The 17,751-nt window shown below is 73.9% G+C and carries 18 protein-coding genes; 11 read left to right on the top strand and 7 right to left on the bottom strand.

Annotated elements, in window-relative coordinates; genetic code table 11:
- Positions 1-37: 37 nt before the first annotated feature.
- From ACF07V_RS28230 to ACF07V_RS28205, 6 genes are all read left to right on the top strand, one after another.
- Complete coding sequence (locus ACF07V_RS28230) at positions 38-1,411, top strand: cryptochrome/photolyase family protein (RefSeq protein WP_392158317.1); 1,374 nt, start codon at positions 38-40, stop codon at positions 1,409-1,411.
- A gap of 208 nt (positions 1,412-1,619) precedes the next feature.
- Positions 1,620-2,243, top strand: coding sequence for a sigma-70 family RNA polymerase sigma factor (locus tag ACF07V_RS28225; protein WP_392158315.1), 624 nt, complete (start codon positions 1,620-1,622; stop codon positions 2,241-2,243).
- 94 nt (positions 2,244-2,337) lie between these two features.
- The gene (locus tag ACF07V_RS28220; RefSeq protein ID WP_392158313.1) at positions 2,338-3,594 is read left to right on the top strand and encodes an NAD(P)/FAD-dependent oxidoreductase; all 1,257 of its coding nucleotides are present in this window, start codon (positions 2,338-2,340) and stop codon (positions 3,592-3,594) included.
- Complete coding sequence (locus tag ACF07V_RS28215) at positions 3,594-4,349, top strand: DUF1365 domain-containing protein (RefSeq protein WP_392158311.1); 756 nt, start codon at positions 3,594-3,596, stop codon at positions 4,347-4,349. The genes ACF07V_RS28220 and ACF07V_RS28215 overlap by 1 nt, the downstream gene beginning before the upstream one ends.
- A complete protein-coding gene (locus ACF07V_RS28210; RefSeq protein ID WP_392158309.1) occupies positions 4,346-5,710 on the top strand; it encodes a class I SAM-dependent methyltransferase in 1,365 nt (454 codons plus the stop codon). Before ACF07V_RS28215 ends, ACF07V_RS28210 begins: the two co-directional genes overlap by 4 nt.
- Positions 5,711-5,778: 68 nt before the next feature.
- Positions 5,779-6,552, top strand: a complete 774-nt coding sequence (locus ACF07V_RS28205; RefSeq protein ID WP_392158701.1) for a DUF1295 domain-containing protein — start codon at positions 5,779-5,781, stop codon at positions 6,550-6,552.
- A gap of 34 nt (positions 6,553-6,586) precedes the next feature.
- Here the strand turns inward: ACF07V_RS28205 and ACF07V_RS28200 are convergent, their stop codons facing one another.
- Both ACF07V_RS28200 and ACF07V_RS28195 read right to left on the bottom strand, forming a co-directional pair.
- Positions 6,587-7,642, bottom strand: coding sequence for a MerR family transcriptional regulator (locus tag ACF07V_RS28200; RefSeq protein ID WP_392158307.1), 1,056 nt, complete (start codon positions 7,640-7,642; stop codon positions 6,587-6,589).
- A 99-nt stretch (positions 7,643-7,741) separates the two neighbouring features.
- Positions 7,742-8,335, bottom strand: a complete 594-nt coding sequence (locus tag ACF07V_RS28195; protein ID WP_392158306.1) for a flavin reductase family protein — start codon at positions 8,333-8,335, stop codon at positions 7,742-7,744.
- 67 nt (positions 8,336-8,402) lie between these two features.
- Here ACF07V_RS28195 and ACF07V_RS28190 point away from each other — a divergent pair, with 67 nt between their 5' ends.
- Together ACF07V_RS28190 and lnt are read left to right on the top strand one after the other, a co-directional pair.
- Entirely contained in the window at positions 8,403-8,849 is a 447-nt protein-coding gene (locus tag ACF07V_RS28190) for a nuclear transport factor 2 family protein (protein ID WP_392158305.1), read from the top strand.
- Between the two features lie 124 nt (positions 8,850-8,973).
- Positions 8,974-10,557: an apolipoprotein N-acyltransferase gene (lnt, locus tag ACF07V_RS28185; RefSeq protein ID WP_392158303.1), complete on the top strand. Its 1,584-nt coding sequence runs from the start codon at positions 8,974-8,976 to the stop codon at positions 10,555-10,557.
- On the opposite strand, the gene ACF07V_RS28180 is transcribed toward lnt, so the two are convergent.
- On the bottom strand, positions 10,481-11,386 hold the full coding sequence (locus ACF07V_RS28180) for a Gfo/Idh/MocA family protein (RefSeq protein WP_392158301.1): 906 nt from the start codon (positions 11,384-11,386) through the stop codon (positions 10,481-10,483). The two genes, lnt and ACF07V_RS28180, sit on opposite strands and share 77 nt — an antisense overlap.
- 61 nt (positions 11,387-11,447) lie before the next feature.
- Positions 11,448-12,674, bottom strand: coding sequence for an FAD-dependent monooxygenase (locus ACF07V_RS28175; protein ID WP_392158300.1), 1,227 nt, complete (start codon positions 12,672-12,674; stop codon positions 11,448-11,450).
- 93 nt (positions 12,675-12,767) lie between these two features.
- Here ACF07V_RS28175 and ACF07V_RS28170 point away from each other — a divergent pair, with 93 nt between their 5' ends.
- The 3 genes from ACF07V_RS28170 to ACF07V_RS28160 all read left to right on the top strand — a co-directional run bounded on the left by ACF07V_RS28170 (position 12,768) and on the right by ACF07V_RS28160 (position 14,590).
- On the top strand, positions 12,768-13,415 hold the full coding sequence (locus ACF07V_RS28170; protein ID WP_392158298.1) for a TetR/AcrR family transcriptional regulator: 648 nt from the start codon (positions 12,768-12,770) through the stop codon (positions 13,413-13,415).
- A gap of 43 nt (positions 13,416-13,458) precedes the next feature.
- Positions 13,459-13,986: a DinB family protein gene (locus ACF07V_RS28165; protein ID WP_392158296.1), complete on the top strand. Its 528-nt coding sequence runs from the start codon at positions 13,459-13,461 to the stop codon at positions 13,984-13,986.
- A 121-nt stretch (positions 13,987-14,107) separates the two neighbouring features.
- The gene (locus ACF07V_RS28160) at positions 14,108-14,590 is read left to right on the top strand and encodes a hypothetical protein (protein WP_392158295.1); all 483 of its coding nucleotides are present in this window, start codon (positions 14,108-14,110) and stop codon (positions 14,588-14,590) included.
- A 133-nt stretch (positions 14,591-14,723) separates the two neighbouring features.
- Here ACF07V_RS28160 and ACF07V_RS28155 read toward each other — a convergent pair whose 3' ends face one another.
- From ACF07V_RS28155 to ACF07V_RS28145, 3 genes are all read right to left on the bottom strand, one after another.
- Positions 14,724-15,197: a hypothetical protein gene (locus ACF07V_RS28155; RefSeq protein ID WP_392158293.1), complete on the bottom strand. Its 474-nt coding sequence runs from the start codon at positions 15,195-15,197 to the stop codon at positions 14,724-14,726.
- Positions 15,198-15,267: 70 nt separating this feature from the next.
- Entirely contained in the window at positions 15,268-15,951 is a 684-nt protein-coding gene (ung, locus tag ACF07V_RS28150) for a uracil-DNA glycosylase (protein ID WP_392158291.1), read from the bottom strand.
- 82 nt (positions 15,952-16,033) lie between these two features.
- The gene (locus tag ACF07V_RS28145) at positions 16,034-17,611 is read right to left on the bottom strand and encodes an ABC transporter substrate-binding protein (RefSeq protein WP_392158289.1); all 1,578 of its coding nucleotides are present in this window, start codon (positions 17,609-17,611) and stop codon (positions 16,034-16,036) included.
- Positions 17,612-17,751: the final 140 nt, after the last annotated feature.

Here is a 17,751-nt window from a genome sequence, read left to right as displayed (position 1 = left end):
GCGCGCTCGCGACCGGCGGCCGAGCAGGGAGGACGCGATGACCGTCGCCGTCGTTCTGTACACCGCCGACCTCCGGGTGCACGACCACCCGCCGCTGAGGGCCGCGCTCGAAGGGGCGCAGGAGGTGGTGCCGCTGTTCGTGCGTGATCCGGCCGTGGACCGGGCGGGCTTCTCGGCCCCCAACCGGCTGGCCTTCCTCGCGGACTGCCTGGTGGACCTCGACCGGGCGCTGAGGGAGCGGGGCGGCCGCCTCGTGGTCCGGAAGGGCGACACGGTCTCCGAGGTGAGGGCGGTGGTGCGGCGGACCGAGGCCGACGAGGTCCACCTGTCCGGTGGTGTGACGGCCTTCGCCCGGGCGAGGGAGGAGCAGCTGCGCAAGGTGCTGGAGGAGGACGGCTGCCGGCTGTACGTGCACGACGGCGTGGTGGACGTCGTGCCGCCCGGTGACGTCACCCCGCAGGGCTCGGACCACTTCGCGGTCTTCACGCCGTACTACCGGCGCTGGGCGGGCGAGCCCCTGCGCACACCGCTGTCCGCCCCCGGGGCGGTGCGCGTGCCGACGGGCGTGCGGTCGGAGCGGATGCCCCGGCGCTCCGGGATCGCGGACGTGTCGCCGGGCCTCGCCGTGGGAGGGGAGAGCGAGGGGCGCAAGCGACTCGCCTCCTGGCTGACGGCGCACGGTGACGCGTACGAGCAGCGCCACGACGACCTGGCGGGCGACGCCACGTCGCGCCTCTCGCCGTACCTCCACTTCGGGGCCGTTTCCGCCCTGGAGGCCGTTCAGCGGGCCAGGAGGCGCGGCGGCGCCGGAGCGGAGGCCTTCGTGCGGCAGCTGTGCTGGCGCGACTTCCACCGTCAGGTGCTCGCCGCCCGGCCCCGGGCGGCGGGCGCGGACTACCGTCCGCGGCACGACCGCTGGCGACGGGGTGCCGGGGCGGAGGCGGACCTGGCGGCGTGGCGCGAGGGGCGGACCGGCTATCCGGTCGTCGACGCCGCGATGCGGCAGCTCGCCCACGAGGGGTGGATGCACAACCGCGGCCGGCTGATCACCGCCTCCTTCCTCACCAAGACGCTGTACATCGACTGGCGGGAGGGAGCCCGCCACTTCCTCGATCTGCTGGTGGACGGGGACGTGGCGAACAACCAGCTCAACTGGCAGTGGGTGGCCGGCACCGGGACGGACAGCCGCCCCAACCGCGTCCTCAACCCCGTGCTCCAGGGCAAGCGGTACGACCCGGACGGCGCCTATGTCCGGCGCTGGCTGCCGGAGCTCGCCGGCCTCGACGGGCCGGCCGTCCACGAGCCCTGGCGCCTCACCGGCCTCGATCGGGCCGCCTACGACTACCCGGACCCGCTGATCGAGCTCTCCGAGGGGCTGGCGCGCTTCCGCCGGGGCCGGGGGGCCTCCTGAGCGGAGCCTCAGCCCTGGGCACGGCCGGGTGGATCGACGCGCATCGCACCCGAATTTCAATGCGTAAACGATGCGAGTTGAGGGGCAGGGGGTTCTCGCCGGAACGTGAGGGCACGGAGCCGACGAGGTTCCGCCGTACCGCCGCTCCGAGACCGGCGGTCGCACGTCCCGGTGGTCACTCGCGCCGCCGCCCGGAGGAGGAACCGTCATGACCACGCACCGGACGACCGGCCGCCTCGCCCTCCCGACGGAGCCCCCCGCCCACCGCGCACCGCGCGACACGACGGCCGACGACGACCGGATCGCCCGAGGGCTGGTCCAGGGCGACGAGCGCTGTCTGGACGCGGCGTACCGGCGCTGGGGACGACTCGTGCACACGCTCGCGGCCCGCACCCTGGGCGACCACCGCGAGGCGGAGGACGTCACCCAGCAGGTGTTCGTCGCCGCATGGCGGGGCCGCGCGAACTTCCGTCCCGACCGGGGAACCCTGCCGGCGTGGCTCACCGGCATCGCCCGCCGGAAGATCGCCGACGCGCTGACCGCCCGCACCCGGCGCACCGAGCTCACCGCGGTCCTCGGCGCCGCCCTGGAGCACACCGGCGGCTCCCCCGAAGGCCCCGAGCGGATCATCGACCGGGTCGTCGTCACCGAGGAACTGGCCAGGCTGCCCCGCGTCCAGCGCGACGTCCTGGAGCTCGCCTACTTCGCCGACCTGACCCAGACGCAGATCGCCGACCGCACCGGCATGCCGCTCGGCACGGTCAAGAGCCACGCCCGCCGCGGCCTCCTGCGGATGCGCCACAGCCTCGACCTCGCGGCGACCGGCGGGTGACCGGAACCGACCGGCGGCGCCGGCGCCCCGGACGACCGACAGCGGAACACAGGCCGCCGCCGCGACCGGCGGTCTCACACGACGGGTGGGAACGATGAACGCACGGAGTATCGCCGTGGTGGGGGCGGGGGTGGCGGGGCTGACCGCCGCGCATCTCCTGAACCGCGCGCACGACGTGGTGCTGTACGAGGCCGAGGGACGGCTCGGGGGTCACGCGCACACACACGAACTGCCGGCCGCCGGGGGCGGGACGCTCCGCGTGGACACCGGGTTCATCGTCCACAACGACCGCACCTACCCCCACCTCCTGCGGCTCTTCCGCGAACTCGGCGTCAGCACGCAGGACTCCGAGATGAGCATGTCCGTCCGCTGCGACGGCTGCGGCCTCGAATACGCCGGGGCGCGCGGGATACGCGGCCTCCTAGGCGGCGGCAACGCACTGCGGGGCCGCCACCTGCGGACGCTCGCGGACGTCCCGCGCTTCCACCGCGCCGCGCGCCGCCTGTTGTCCGCCGGCGACACCGGCGCGACCTTCGCCGACTTCCTGCGGACGCACCGCTTCCCCGCCCACTTCGTCAGCCACTTCGCCGTCCCCCTCGTCTCCGCCGTATGGTCCTGCGCCCCGGACACCGCACTGCGCTACCCGGCCGGGTACCTGTTCCGGTTCCTCGACCACCACGGGCTGCTGTCGGTGACCGGCTCACCGCAGTGGAAGACCGTCACCGGCGGCTCCGCGACCTACGTCGAGCGGATCGCGAAGGGCCTCTCCTCCGTACGGACCACGACGCCCGTGCGCGCCGTCGTGCGCGGCGACCACCGCGCGACCGTCGTCACCGCCGACGGCGAGTCGGCCGAGCACGCCGCCGTGGTGATCGCGGTCCACCCCGACCAGGCCCTGCGGCTCCTGGCCGACGCCACCGAGGAGGAACGGCGTGTCCTCGGCGCCTTCACCTACTCCCGCAACCCGACCGTCCTGCACCGCGACACCGACCTGCTGCCCCGCTCACCGCACGCGAGGGCCTCATGGAACTACCGGCTGCCGTCCTGCACCGCCCGTCCGGGAGCGGTCCTGGTCAGCTACGACATGAACCGGCTCCAGCGGCTCCCCGCCCACGAGCCCCACATCGTCACCCTCAACCCCGGCGACCGGGTCGACGAGTCGACCGTCCTGGCCCGCATGACGTACGAACACCCCGTCTACACCCCGGAGTCCGTGGCCGCCCAGCGTCTCCTGCCCGGCCTCCGCACCCCCGTCACCGCCTACGCCGGCGCCTACCACGGGTGGGGCTTCCACGAGGACGGCTGCCGCTCCGGCGTCGAAGCCGCCCGCCATCTGGGGGTGACGTGGTGATGCCCGAACCGGCCCCGCCGCCCGTCCCCGCCCTGTACGCGACCGAGATCGCGCACACCCGCGTCACGCCCGTCCGCCACTCCCTGCGCCATCGCACCTACCTGTGGCTGGTCGACATCGACGAGCTCCCCGTCCTGCCCCGGCCGCTGCGCCCCCTCGCCCGCTTCGACCCGCGCGACCACTTCGACGGGACCGCCCCCTCGCTGCGGGCCGGCCTCGACGCGTACCTGGCCGCGCACGGCGTACGCGACGCGGACGGACGGGTGCTGATGCTCGCTCACGCCCGGGTCCTGGGGCATGTCTTCAACCCGCTCACGCTGTACTGGTGCCACGACCGCGGCGGGCGGCGCGTGTGCGTGGTCGCCGAGGTGCACAACACCTACGGCGGACGCCACTGCTACCTGCTGCGCCCCGACGCACGCGGCCGGGCCGAGACCGCGAAGGAGTTCTACGTCTCGCCGTACCTCGACGTCGAGGGCACGTACCACATGCGGCTGCCGCTCCCGGGCGAGCGCCTCGACCTGACCGTCCAGCTCCGCCACACGGACGGGTCCCGCCCCCTGACGGCCACCGTCCGCGGCGCCCGCAGCCCCGCCCGCCCCGGCACCCTGCTCGCCGCCGCCCTCCGCCACCCCTGGTCGACCGCCGCCGTCTCCCTCGGCATCCGCCGCCACGGCATCCACCTCTACCTCAAGGGGCTCCGCGTCCGGCCCCGGCAGCCCCGTACCTCGCCCGCACAGGAAGGCACACCGTGACTCTGCCGCCTCCTCCCACCGCGCCGCCCGCCGCCCGTGCCGGGCGCGTTCCGGCGGACCCCGACCGCTGGCCCGACGTCGCACGGCCGGCGCGCTCCTCCGCCCTGCGCACCGCCGTCGCCCGCCACCTCGTGGACCGTGCCTTCGCCCGGCTGCCCCTGCGGGTACGGACCGGCGGGGACACGTTCCCGGGCCCCGGGCGGAGGGGCGAGGACGACACCGTACCGACCCTCACGCTCCACGACCCGGACGCGTTCCACCGCCGGATCGGCGCCGACGGGCTGATCGGCTTCGGTGAGTCGTACATGGCCGGCGAATGGGACGCCGACGACCTCGTCGGCGTCCTCACCGTCCTCGCCCAGCACGTCGACGACCTCGTCCCCGCGCCGCTGCACCGGTTCCGGGGCGCCTGGGTCCGGCGCAGGCCCCGGGCCGACCGCAACACCCCCGACGGGGCGCGCGAGAACATCCACCGTCATTACGACCTCTCCAACGAGCTGTTCGGCCTCTTCCTCGACCCCGGTCTCAGCTACTCCTCGGCGATCTTCGACCGTCTCCCGGCAGAGCCCGGACTCCTCACCGACGCGCAGTTCACCGCGGCGCAGCACCACAAGATCGACCGGATCCTCGACCTGGCCGGGACCGGACCGGGCACCGCACTCCTGGAGATCGGCACCGGCTGGGGAGAACTCGCGATCCGCGCCGCTTCCCGGGGCGCCCGCGTCCGCACCGTCACCCTCTCCGAGGAACAGCTCACCCTCGCGCGCAAGCGCGTGGCGGAGGCCGGCGCGGCCGACCGTGTCACCGTCGAACTCCTCGACTACCGTCACATCCGCGGCCGTTACGACGCCGTCGTGAGCGTCGAGATGATCGAGGCCGTCGGCGCCGAGTTCTGGCCCGACTACTTCGCCGCGCTCCGCCGCCTCCTCGCCCCCGGCGGTCGTGTCGCGCTCCAGGCCATCACCATGCCGCACGAGCGGATGCTCGCCACCGCCCGCACCCACACGTGGATCAGCAAGTACGTCTTCCCGGGCGGTCTGATCCCCTCGCCGGAGGCCCTCGTCCGCGAGAGCGCCGCCGCGGGCCTGCGCGTCACCCACGTCAGCGGGTACGGCGACCACTACGCCGAGACCCTCCGCCAGTGGCGCTCCCGCTTCCTCGCCCGGGAGGGCGCTGTCGAAGCGCTGGGCTTCGACCATGTCTTCCGGCGGATGTGGGAGTTCTACCTCGCCTGGTCCGAGGCCGGATTCCGCGCCCACCACCTCGACGTCCGTCACCTCCTGCTCGTCGCCGACGACCACCGCGAGGCCACCCTGCCGGGCCCCTCCGTCGGCCCCTCCGTCCGGGGCGGGACGTCGTGAGCGCCGCCGTCGACCCCGGGGCGCTCGCCCTCGTCCTCGCCGCCTCCGCGGCCACCGCGTTCGCCGTCATGCTGACGGCCTTCGCGATCGGCACCGCCAGGGGTCTGCATCGGATCGTGGACGTCGCCTGGGGGACCGCCTTCGCGGCCGTCGCCGCCGTGTCCTGGTTCCTCTCGGCCGGCCATGGCGACGACGTGCGCCGGACCGTCGTCGCGCTCGCCACCGTGATCTGGGGACTGCGCCTCGCGACCCACATCGCCCGGCGCGGACGCGGCCACGGGGAGGATCCCCGGTACGCCCGGATGCTCGCCCGCGCCCGCGGCAACCCCACGCTGTACGCGCTGCGGAAGGTCTACCTCCTCCAGGGCGCCCTGGTGTGGCTCGTCTCCCTCCCCGTACAGTTCGCGGTCCTGCTGCCCGGCCCGCCGGGGGCGACCGTGTGGCTGGGCCTCGCCGTGTGGGCGGTGGGGCTCGGCTTCGAAGCGGTCGGGGACCACCAGCTCGCCCGGTTCAAGGCGGATCCGGCGCACCGGGGCCGCGTCATGGACCAGGGGTTGTGGAGCTGGACCCGCCATCCCAACTACTTCGGCGACTTCCTCGTCTGGTGGGGCCTGTACCTGACGGCCTGTGCCACCTGGCAGACCGCCCTGCTCGCCCTCGTCTCCCCGCTCGTGATGAGCGGTCTCCTCGTCCTGGGCAGCGGCAAGCGGCTCCTGGAGGCCCACATGGCCGGCCGGCCCGGTTACGACGCCTACCGGGCGCGCACCAGCGGCTTCGTCCCCCGGCCGCCCCGCCGACGGACGGACGCGGAGCGGTCCGGCGACGCTCCGGCCCGGTGGTGAGGGGCGTCCGGCCCTCGCCCTCGCGGCGGCGGCGTCACTCCTCCGCGCTCACGGCCGGTTCGCCGTACAACCGGGAGATCACGCCGATCGCCTCGGGCAGCCCGGTGGGACGCACCATGCCGGGAGCCGGGGCCCGGCCGAGCCAGCCGGGACCCGCGAGCAGCACCAGGGGGGTCCTTCGTGCCCCCCGCACCCCGAACGCCGTGCCCGCCACGTGCCGGGCCAGGGCGTGGTTCGCGGTGGATCTCGCCTGGGACCACAGGGCGACGGCGGCCGGCCCCGAGCGTCGCACTGCCGCGTCGAGGGCCTCCGCGGGGACCGCCGCGCCGAACATCCTGGTCGGCAGGCCCCGCTCCGCCAGTCCCGCCGCGAGTGCCTCCAGGGGCAGCGTGTGCTGCTCCCCGGGGACGCACGCCAGCACGACCGGAGCGGCCGGGGAAGCCGCCGGCGGGCCGGTCACGGCGGCACGCCGCAGCGCGGTGGAGATGTGCCAGGAGAGCAGGTGCTCCACCTCGACGTAGCGGTCGTCGGAGGACTCCCACTTGCGGCCCACGGCGTGCAGCGTCGGGACCATGATCTCCTGCCACGTGCTGACCAGGCCGTGCTCGGCCAGCGCCTCCTGGAGCAGACCCTCCATGGCGGGGCCGTCGAGGCGTACGGCGGCGCGGGCGAGCCCGCGGGCCTCCTGCCGTACGTCGCCCAGCGGCAGGCCGCTGCCGGGTCCGGGTCGACGGGTCCTGCCGGGCGGCACGCCCGTGGCCCCGGGTGCGGCCCGAGGGGCGTCGGACCGGGCCTGGGGGGCGCGGGCCGGCGCGGCGTCGGAGGTGGCACCGGCGACGGCCGACTCCGCCGAGGTCCGCGCCAGCCGGGCGGCCCTCGCCGCCTCGGCGGGCGGGACGCCCGAGGCCGTGAGCCGGCACATCTCGTCGAGCATCGCCATGTCCGCCGGGCTCCACCGCCTGTGTCGTCCGTCCGCACGCACGGCCGGGCCGATGCCGTACCGCTGGTCCCAGGAACGCACCGTGGTGGGAGAGACGCCCAGACGCCGTGCCACGGCACCGGTCGTGATCCCGTGATCCGTGTCGGACATACCACCCACCCTACGAGGTCCGGTCGACGCGGAAACGATGCGTGGAGGAATGCGCCCGCTCCGGCCCCGACCGGGTACGTCCCGGCCCCGGCGGGCCCGTCAGCCCCGGTAGGGCACCCTGGCGATCTCCTCGATCCCGCCCAGGGTGCCCCACTCGTTCTTGCCGAGCCGGGTCAGCGGGCGCATCAGGGTCATCTCGGGGTGGCCGTCGACCATGACCGACTCGTCGACCGCGGCGTGCACGACCCGGCCGAAGACGACCGTCGAGTCGCCGATCCGCAGCGTGCTGTGCAGCTCGCACTCCAGCGCCACCGGCGACTGGGCGACCCGCGGCGGCTTCACCCGCAGGCTCGGCTCCCGCTCGACGCCGCACGCGTCGAACTCGCTCACCCCGCGCGGGAAGTCCGTGGACGTGGCGTTGATCCGCTCGAAGAGCCCCTCGGGGGCGAGGTTCACCACGAACTCCCCGGTCTCCTCGACGTTGCGCAGCGTGTCCTTGCGTCCGACCGAGGTGAACTGCACGACCGGCGGCGCGACCGAGGAGATGGTGAAGAAGGAGTGCGGGGCGAGGTTGTCCGTCCCGTCGGCCGAGGCCGTGGACACCCAGGCGATCGGCCGGGGCACGACGGTGGCGGTCAGCAGCCGGTAGAAGGAGGTGCGGTCGGTCAGTCCGGGATCGATGTTCACGCGCATCCGGCCAGTATGACCGGCGTCCTCCCTACCCCTTGGCCCCTGGCCTCCGCTGCCCGACACTGAGCCGATGACGCAGCGCGTGGACCTCGCGACCGTGATGGACCGATTCGCCCTCGACGACCTGATCACCGGCTACGCGGCGGCCGTCGACGAGGGTGACTGGAGTGCCTACCGGGGTCTGTTCACCCCGGACGGCAGGGCCGACTACCGCGGCTCGGGCGGGATCGAGGGGCCTGCGGCGGAGGTCGCGGAGTGGCTCGCCGCGACGCTGCCCCTCTTTCCCGTACGCCAGCACCTCATCGTGAACCGGCGGGTGCGGTTCCGGGATCCGGACGGCTACCCGGAGACCGGGGACCTGGCGGACGTCGGTGCCGACTACGTCAACCCGATGCGGTTCGCCTCCGGCGAGGAGTTCGTCTGCGGCGGGCGGTACGACTTCGCCGCGCGGCGCACCGCGGACGGCTGGCGGCTGACCTCGGTCGTCGTCGACGAACGCTGGCGCCGCCACAGCTGACCCCGGACGCCGGGGGCGTCCCGACCGTCGGGCCCACGGACCCGAGGCGGCGTACGGCTTTGGGGCGTACGGCCCCCAGGGCGTCCGGGGCGCGGACACTGGAAGCATCGACGGGAGGCACGTCATGCGTGGTCCGTTCGTGAGCCGCCACGGGGCCGCGCGTTCCCTGCTCGCCGCCGGCTGCGGCGCCCTGCCCGCGCTCGCCTTCCCGGCTCCCGGGCTCTGGTGGTGGGCCTATCTGGCGCTCGTACCGTGGCTCTTGCTGATCCGCAGTGCGCCGGGGGCCCGCCGCGCCGGTCTCGACGGCTGGTCCGGCGGCCTCGGGTTCATGCTGGCCCTGCACCACTGGCTGCTGCCGAGCCTGCATGTGTTCCTGCTCCCGGTCGCCGCGCTGCTCGGCCTCCTGTGGCTGCCCTGGGGGTGGCTCGTCAGAGCGCTCCTCGGCGGCAGCCCGTCGCCGCTGCGGGCCGCCGCGGCCCTGTTCGCGGTGCCCTCGGGGTGGCTGCTGATCGAGATGGCCCGCTCCTGGGAGGGGCTCGGCGGGCCCTGGGGGCTGCTCGGGGCGAGCCAGTGGCAGGTCCCGGCGGCGCTGCGGCTCGCCTCGGTCGGCGGGGTCTGGCTGGTGAGTCTCCTGGTGGTGGCGGTGAACACGGCCGTGGTCCTGCTGGTGGCGGCACCCGGGCTGCGGCTGCTCGGGGTGGCGGGGCTCGCCGCCTGCGCCCTGGCCGCGGGGACGGCGGCCTGGGGGGTGCCGGTCCCCCGGGAGAACGGGACGGTACGCGTCGGCCTCGTGCAGCCGGGGGTGTTCGACGGTCCCGACGGGCCCGAACTGCGCCTGGCGCGGGCCGAGTCGCTGACCCGCTCCCTCGCCGGGCAGCGGGTCGACCTGGTCGTGTGGGGCGAGAGCGGGGTGGGTGCCGATCCGACGGGTGACCCGGTGCTCACGGCCCGGCTGGCCGCGCTGTCGCGGGCGGTGGGCGCGCCGCTCCTGGTGAACGTGGACGCGCGGGGCGCCGACCGTCCCGGCATCTACAAGAGCGCGGTCCTGGTCGGCCCGAAGGGGCTCACCGGCGACCGCTACGACAAGATGCGGCTCGTCCCCTTCGGCGAGTACATCCCCGCGCGCCCGCTCCTGGGCTGGGTGACGTCCGCCGGCCGCGCCGCGGCGGAGGACAGGCGGCGCGGCTCCGAGCCGGTCGTGATGACCCTGCCCGCCCGCGAGGCAGGCGCGTCCCCGCTGCGGGTCGGGCCACTGGTCTGCTTCGAGTCCGCCTTCCCCGACATGAGCCGCCGGCTGGCCCGTGACGGGGCCGGCCTGCTGGTCGTGCAGTCGTCGACCAGCACCTTCCAGGACAGCTGGGCGCCCGCCCAGCACGCCTCGCTCGCGGCGCTGCGGGCGGCGGAGACGGGTCGACCCGTCGTCCACGCGACGCTCACCGGGATCAGCGCCGCGTACGGTCCGGACGGGCGCCTCGTCGGGCCGGTGCTCGGCACCCACGCGAGCGCCGCCGTCGTGCGCGAGCTGCCGCTCTCGCGGACCACGACGGCCTATGTGCGGTGGGGCGACTGGCCGTTGTACGGCGCGCTCGCGGTGGTGGGCGTGGTGTGCGCCGCCGAGGGTGCGGGCGCGTTCAGGACGCCTGGGCCAGTGCCTCGCGGACGACGCGCTCGCACAGTTCGTGGGTCCGGAGCGCGTCGCGGGCGCTGAGCACCCGGCCCTCCCGTACGGAGTCGAGGAAGGCGAGGACCGCCTGCTCGATGCCGCGCTGCCGGGCCACGGGCACCCAGTCGCCCCGCCGGCGCACGGTCGGCTGGCCCTTGTGGTCGACGACCTCGGCGAGGTTGAGGACCTGGCGCTTGGTGTCCTGCCCCGAGACCTCCAGGATCTCCTCGGTGGAGCCGTTCATCCGGTTCATCATGCCGATGGCGGTGAAGCCGTCGCCGGAGAGCTGGAGCACCACGTGGTGCATGAGCCCCTCGCGGATCCGGGCCCGCACGTCGATGTGCTCGACCTCGCCGGGCACCAGGAAGCGCAGGGTGTCGACGACGTGGATGAAGTCGTCGAGGACGAGGGTGCGGGGGTCCTCGGGCAGGCCGATGCGGTTCTTCTGGAGGAGGATCAGCTCGCGCGGGTGGTCGAGGCACTGGGCGTAGCTGGGTGCGAGGCGCCGGTTGAAGCCGACGGCGAGGCTGACCGCGTGCTTCTCTGCGAGCTCCACGATCCGCTCGGAGTCGGCGTACTCGTAGGCGAGGGGCTTGTCGACGTACGTGGGGACACCGGCTTCGACGAGCCGGCTCGCGATCTCGGCGTGGGCGGCGGTGGAGGCGTGGACGAAGGCCGCGTCGAGCCCGGCGGAGAGCAGCGAGTCGAGGTCGGTGTGGCGCTGTCCGGCGGGCAGGTGCAGGCTGTCGGCCACCCGCTCCAGGGTGGCCGGCGTCCGGGTCTGGAGGTGCAGTTCGACTCCGGGGAGGGTGCCGAGGACGGGAAGGTAGGCCTTCTGCGCGATGTCGCCGAGTCCGATGCAGCCAACCTTCACGGGGTCTCCCTTGTCGTCGTTCACCGGCCCTGGGCCGTAAGGGCCGTTCGCGGCGGTCAGCTTACGCGGGACGGATCACGCCCTCGGCCGAAGGGACGGCGTCGACGGGCGGGTGCCAGTCGCAGATGCCGTCGAAGCCGCGCAGTGCGAGGCCGGGCCCGAACAGGGAGACGGCGCTGACGGCCGCGTTGCGCAGGGCGACGGCGGGGCCGCCGGAGAGCAGGGTGAGCGCGCCGGTGCGGGCGGCCTTGCGGACGATGGCGGTGGTGCGCGGCAACCGGTCGGCGGTGTACGCGGCGAGGGCCCGGCTCGGCAGGAAGCCGGGGGCGGCGCCGGCGTGGTGGGCGAGGACGACGGCGTCCTCGACGGCCTGGTTCCCGCCCTGGCCCAGGCTCGGCATCATCGCGTGGGCGGCGTCGCCGAGGAGGGCCACCCTGCCGCTGTGGAAGGCGGGCAGCGGGTCGGGCAGGTGGTGGACGTCGTGCCGCAGGATCCGGTCGGGGGCGACGCCGGCGAGGATCTCGGGGACGGGGTGGTGCCAGTCCCCGAAGAGCCGGAGCAGTTCGGCCTTCTCGTCGTCGGGCGCGTGGGCGCCGGCCGGAGCCGTGGCCATGGCGTACGCGTAGACCCGGCCGTCCTTGAGGGGCTGGCTGCCCCACAGTCGGCCGGCGCCCCAGGTCTCGTGCGGGGCGAAGGGCCGCCCGGGCGCGGGGACGACGACGCGCCAGCTGGTGGCTCCGGAGTAGCGGGGGCCGGGGTGGTCGGGGAAGAGCGCCTTGCGGGTCGCCGAGTGGATGCCGTCGGCGCCGAGGACGAGTTCGGCCTCGAGGTCGCTGCGGGCCCCGGCGCCGGTGTCCGCGACGGTGACGCGGGCGGGGCGGTGGTCGTCGCCGGGGTCGGTGACGGTGGCGGTCACGCCGGTGCGGACGGCGCCTTCGGGGAGGGCGGAGGTGAGGAGCTCGACGAGGGTGGCGCGGTGGAGGAGGACGAGGGGGCCGCCGAAGCGGGCGGCGGCGGCCCGGGCGTCGGTGCGGGCGAGCCAGCGGCCGCCGGGGGTGCGCATGCCGCCGTCGCCCTGCCAGGCGGAGAGGGCCCGGACGCGGTCGCCGAGGCCGATGACGTCGAGGGCGCGCTGCGCGTTGGGGGCGAGGGCGATGCCGGCGCCGACGGGGGTGAGGTCGGCGGCGCGTTCGAGGACGGTGACCCGCCAACCGCGCCGGTGCAGCGCGACGGCGGCGGTGAGGCCGCCGATGCCGGCTCCGACGACGACGGCACGGTGCTGTTCCATGGCTGCTCCTCGGGTCCGGGAACTACAGGTGTAGTGAGGCCGACACCCTGACCGTACTACAGGTGTAGTCATGTCGGCAGTAGGTTGTCCCCCATGAGCCGAGCCACCGCCGGGACCCCGGCCCCGGAGTCCCCCGCCTCCCCCGCCTCCCCCGCCTCCCGCGCCGAGCGGATCGGCGACGCCGCCCTCGCCCTCCTGGTCGAGCGGGGGATGCGGGGCCTGACCCACCGCGCCGTGGACGAGCGCGCGGGGCTGCCGCAGGGCTCGACCTCCAACCACGCCCGCACCCGCCAGGCCCTCCTGGAGACGGCCGTACGCCGCCAGGTCCAGCGCGAGGCCGAGGTCCTCACCCCGCACGAGCTGCCCGGCCCCGGGAGCGGCGGCGAGGCGCTCGTCGACGCGCTCGCCCTCGCGCTGCACCGCTATCTCACCGATCACCGCTCGCTGCTCGTCTCCCGCTACGAGCTGGCCCTGGAGGCCACCCGCCGTCCCGAGCTCCGGAGCTTCTTCGACACGGCCGGCGCGACCTTCCACACCCCGCTGATCGCGATGATGACGGCGGCCGGCTCGCCGGAGCCCGAACGGCACGCGCTCTCCCTGATCGCCTGGAGCGAGGGGCTGATGTTCTCCTGCGCGGCGGGCTCCTTCCACGCGGCCGTGCCGAGCCGCGCGGAACTGCGCACCGGCTTCGACGAGTTGCTGCGCGGCATGCTCGGAGACCGCGCCGACACGGGGGAGTGAAACCCGCTGGCGCCGTCCGCGTTCCTGGGGAACGATGCCGCCCATGACCACCGAACGCATCGAAACCGTCCCTCGCGTCGACCCCGCCACCACCACGGGCGAGCGAGAAGCGCTGGAACAGTGGCTCGACTTCCATCGCGCGACCCTCGCGACGAAGTGCGAGGGGCTCGACGACGCCCAGCTGCGCACCCTGTCCGCCCCGCCCTCGGACCTCAACCTCCTCGGCCTGGTCCGGCACATGGCCGAGGTCGAGCGCGGCTGGTTCCGCAAGGTGCTCGCCGGTGAGGAGCTGCCCTGGATCTACTCGACCGAGGAGGACCGCGACCGGGACCTCCACGTCACGGACGAGGACACCTACGAGGAGGCCCACGCCACCTGGCAGGCCGAGATCGCCCACGCGCGCACCCTGGCCGCCGGTCACGACCTCGACGACCTGGGCGCGGGGAAGCACCGCACCGGCCGCACCTTCAACCTCCGGTGGATCTACCTCCACATGATCGAGGAGTACGCCCGCCACAACGGCCACGCGGACCTCATCCGCGAGCGGATCGACGGCGCGACCGGAGACTGACGGCCGGCCGGACCGGCGACGGGGGCCTGCGGGTCAAGATCGGGCCCGCGACCCACCCGTGCGGGGCATTCCCCGCCGGTAGGGGCGCGAAGATCGCGTACGGACCAGCAGAGTTGCGCGGGTGCATGGAACCCGAACCACAGCGAAGATCCTGGTCGGAGCGGCGGTCGCCGCGCTGGCGGGCTGCGTCTCGGTGGACGCCCCGCCGACGGCGCCCGCCCCCGCGCCCGCGGCCGACACCGCACGCCCCGCCCAGGACGTGGCCCCGCAGATCGTCGAGGGCCCGGCCCGCGAGGCCCTCGAAGCGGCGCTCCCCGCTCCCCCGCCGTCCGCCGCGCCCCGCGCGACGCCTCCTGCGGGGCAGCACCGCCGGACGGTGACGCCGCCCCGGCCGCAGGCCCCGCACCCCGCCCCCGTACCCGAGCGGCGTGAGCGTCCGCGCCCGTCGGCCCGGCCGGAGCTGGCCGGACTGCCGGACCTCAGGGGGCTGCCGAAGAACCCGCCCGTCTCCCGGGACGAGGTCTGCGAGCTGGGCGAGCGGTACGGGGGCTGGGGCCCCGGCAGCGATCAGGCGAGGATCTGCCACGGCACGTACGGCCGGTGAGCCCCCGCCGGACGCCCCGGAACCGCCACGCGCCCCTCCGCGGACCGCTTCACGGGCCCCGCCACGCGCCCCTGCGCGGACCGGATCACGGGCCCCGCCACGCGCCCCTGCGCGGACCGCTTCACGGGCCCCGTCACGCGCCCCCGAGCCGCAGCTCCAGGCGCTCGATCGCGGCCCGTACCCCGTTCCCGTAGCCGTCGTCGTCGAGGTGGTCCGATGCCGCGCGGGCCCGGTCCAGATGGACCCGCGCGGCGTCGAGCCGCTGGAGCTTGACGTAGTCGGCGGCCAGGTTCAGATGGAGCGAGGGGTACAGCGCCCGGAGCGCAGCCGCCGAATCGTGCTCGGCGAGCCGCTCCTCGGCGAGGCCCGAGGCCGCGCTCAGCGCCCGCAGGTCCCAGGCCAGCTCGGTGTCGGGATCGTCCTGGGCGTCCGCCATGTAGTGCGCGAGGGTGCAGCGGTGCAGCGGGTCGCCGTCCGGGCCGATCTGCTGCCACAGCAGCCCGAAGCGGTTCCGGGCCTCCTCGCGGTCACCGCCGTGGAGCAGCATCATGGCCTGCCCGATCCTGGTCATGACCCCGTCGTCCGACACCTGCTGCTGCTCGGTCACCGCGACCTCCACCCGCTCTCCCACTGGGAGTGACGACGCTAGCCGGAGCGGGCCCCGATCGGGCCGAGGCTCAGCCGAGGTCCGGGATGCGCCAGTCGATCGGCTCGTGTCCCTGGGCCGCGACGGCGGCGTCGATCTGGGTGAAGGGGTGCGATCCGAAGAACTTCTTCGCCGACAGCGGCGAGGGGTGCGCGCCCTTCACCACGACGTGCCGCTCCTCGTCGATGAGCGGCAGCTTCTTCTGCGCGTAGTTGCCCCACAGGACGAAGACGGCGGGGTCGGGGCGGGAGGCGACGGCGGTGATCACCGCGTCCGTGAACTTCTCCCAGCCCTTGTTCTTGTGCGAGTTCGCCTCGCCGGAGCGGACCGTGAGCACGGCGTTGAGCAGGAGGACGCCCTGCTCGGCCCACGGCATCAGATAGCCGTTGTCCGGGACGGGGTGGCCGAGCTCCGCCTGCATCTCCTTGTAGATGTTCCGCAGGGAGGGCGGGGTCTTCACGCCGGGGCGGACGGAGAAGCAGAGGCCGTGGCCCTGGCCCTCGCCGTGGTACGGGTCCTGACCGAGGATCAGGACCTTCACCTTGTCGTACGGGGTGGCGTCGAGGGCGGCGAAGACCTCGTCCTTCGGAGGGAAGACCGGTCCCCTGGCGCGCTCCTCCTCGACGAACTCGGTGAGCTGGGCGAAGTACGGCTTCTGCAGCTCCTCGCCGAGGACACCCCGCCAGGACTCGGGCAGCATGCTGGTGTCGATCACGGTCAACAACCTCCGGTGGACGTTCCTGTTTCTCCGTCCGAGAACCTATCGGGGGCCACTGACAGTGGCCCCCGCAGGTCTCCTACCAGCTGGCCCGGCGGCTCAGCTCCCACATCTGCATGACCGTCTGCGGGTCGAGGGCCCGCTCGCCGCCGCCGATGTCCTCGCCGGCCGCGATGTACAGCTTGCCCTGCCACAGGGGCAGCAGCCGGACGTCCTGGACCATGATCTCCTGGGCCTCCACGAACTCGTCCGTGACGGTCCCGCGGTCGCTCTCGCGGCGGGACTTCGGCAGGAGCTCGTTGGTGATCCGGGGGCTCTCGTAGGGCGTGCCGAGGACGTTCTCCTTGCCCAGGAAGGGGGCGACGAAGTTGTCCGGGTCCGGGAAGTCGGGGAACCAGCCGCGGCCGAAGACCGGGTACTCGCCCTTCTGGTAGCCCGCCTGGAACTCCTTCCAGGGCTTGCCGTGCAGGGTGACCTTGAAGAGGCCGGACTCCTCCAGCTGCCGCTTGAGCTCGGCGAACTCGGCGGCCGTCGAGGAGCCGTACCGGTCGGTGGTGTACCAGAAGTCCAGCGAGACGGGCTCGGTGATGCCCGCGTTGCGGAGGATCTTCTTCGCCTTCTCGGCGCTCGGCGAGCCGAAGCGGTCGAAGAACTTGGTGGTGTGGGCGGCGATGCCCTTGGGGACCATCGAGTACAGGGGCTCGGCGGTGCCCTGGTAGACCTTGCTGACCAGTTCGTCGCGGTTGACGAGCTGGGCGATCGCCTTGCGGACGGGGAGCTTGGCGACGGACTCGTCCTGGGTGTTGAAGACCAGGTAGCGGATGTCGGCGCCGGTCGACTCGACCAGCTGGAGGCCCTTGTTCTCGGGCTTGTCCTCCTGGAGGGAGACGACCTCCTCGGCGGTGAGGCCCCGGTAGGTCGCGTCGATCTCGTTCTTCCGGAGGGCGCCGACCATGGCCTCGGAGTCGTCGAAGTACTTGATCGTGACGCCGCCGTTCTTGCGGTCGGCGAAGCCCTTGTAGGTGGGGTTCTTCGTCAGCTCCGCGGCCTCGCGCTCGGTGTACGAGTCGAGGACGTACGGTCCCGAGCCCATGATCTTGCCGTCCTTGCGGAGCTGGTCGGCCGGGTACTCGGCGGGGTCGACCAGCGACATCGCGGGGGTGGCGAGGACGAACGGGAAGGTGGCGTCCGACTTGTTGAGCCGGAAGACGACGGTGCGGTCGCCGACGGTCTCGATCTTGTCGAGGGAGCCGAGCATCCCGTTGGGGCCGCCCTTGTGGTCGATCGTGCGGATGCGCTCGATCGAGTACTGCACGGCCTTGGCGTCCAGCTTGTGCCCGTTGGAGAACGTGAGGCCCTCCACCAGCTTGCACTCGAAGACCCGGCTGGAGGTGTCCGTGAACTTGCAGTCGGCGGCGTCCGACTGCGGGGTGGTGCTGCCCGTCGGGAAAGCGACGAGGGTCTGGAAGACATTCCGGAAGAGCTCCCAGGAATTGTCCCAGGCCGCGGCCGGATCAAGCGTGGTGGGAGAACTCGTCGTGCCGACGACGATTCTCTGATCCCCGGCGGATTCACTGTCCGAGAAGACACCGCATCCGGTTACCAGGGATATGGACACAAGGGCTGCAGCGGCCTGCAGACTGGTCCGGTTGAACACGTGCACGCTCCTCGTTCAGCCAGGGGTCGGCCGACGATACCGCAGCACCCCGCCAGGTCAATCTTCGAGCCCGACGGGGCACTTGAGGCATTCGACGTATAACCGGGCCCAATCCGGACAGGAAATCCGGAAAGTGTCCG

The organism is Streptomyces sp. NPDC015661 (assembly GCF_043077765.1).
Taxonomy (GTDB): Bacteria; Actinomycetota; Actinomycetes; order Streptomycetales; family Streptomycetaceae; genus Streptomyces.
The sequence above is the reverse complement of the archived record's forward strand: the minus strand, read 5'-3'. Positions and strand labels throughout refer to the sequence as shown.

Excerpts from the sequence above, each read along its gene's own strand:
- ACF07V_RS28230 (WP_392158317.1), top strand. The coding sequence starts at position 38 with ATGACCGTCGCCGTCGTTCTGTACACCGCCGACCTCCGGGTGCACGAC.
- ACF07V_RS28225 (WP_392158315.1), top strand. The coding sequence starts at position 1,620 with ATGACCACGCACCGGACGACCGGCCGCCTCGCCCTCCCGACGGAGCCC.
- ACF07V_RS28220 (WP_392158313.1), top strand. The coding sequence starts at position 2,338 with ATGAACGCACGGAGTATCGCCGTGGTGGGGGCGGGGGTGGCGGGGCTG.
- ACF07V_RS28215 (WP_392158311.1), top strand. The coding sequence starts at position 3,594 with ATGCCCGAACCGGCCCCGCCGCCCGTCCCCGCCCTGTACGCGACCGAG.
- ACF07V_RS28205 (WP_392158701.1), top strand. The coding sequence starts at position 5,779 with ATGCTGACGGCCTTCGCGATCGGCACCGCCAGGGGTCTGCATCGGATC.
- ACF07V_RS28200 (WP_392158307.1), bottom strand. The coding sequence starts at position 7,642 with ATGTCCGACACGGATCACGGGATCACGACCGGTGCCGTGGCACGGCGT.
- ACF07V_RS28195 (WP_392158306.1), bottom strand. The coding sequence starts at position 8,335 with ATGCGCGTGAACATCGATCCCGGACTGACCGACCGCACCTCCTTCTAC.
- ACF07V_RS28190 (WP_392158305.1), top strand. The coding sequence starts at position 8,403 with ATGACGCAGCGCGTGGACCTCGCGACCGTGATGGACCGATTCGCCCTC.
- lnt (WP_392158303.1), top strand. The coding sequence starts at position 8,974 with ATGCGTGGTCCGTTCGTGAGCCGCCACGGGGCCGCGCGTTCCCTGCTC.
- ACF07V_RS28175 (WP_392158300.1), bottom strand. The coding sequence starts at position 12,674 with ATGGAACAGCACCGTGCCGTCGTCGTCGGAGCCGGCATCGGCGGCCTC.
- ACF07V_RS28170 (WP_392158298.1), top strand. The coding sequence starts at position 12,768 with ATGAGCCGAGCCACCGCCGGGACCCCGGCCCCGGAGTCCCCCGCCTCC.
- ACF07V_RS28165 (WP_392158296.1), top strand. The coding sequence starts at position 13,459 with ATGACCACCGAACGCATCGAAACCGTCCCTCGCGTCGACCCCGCCACC.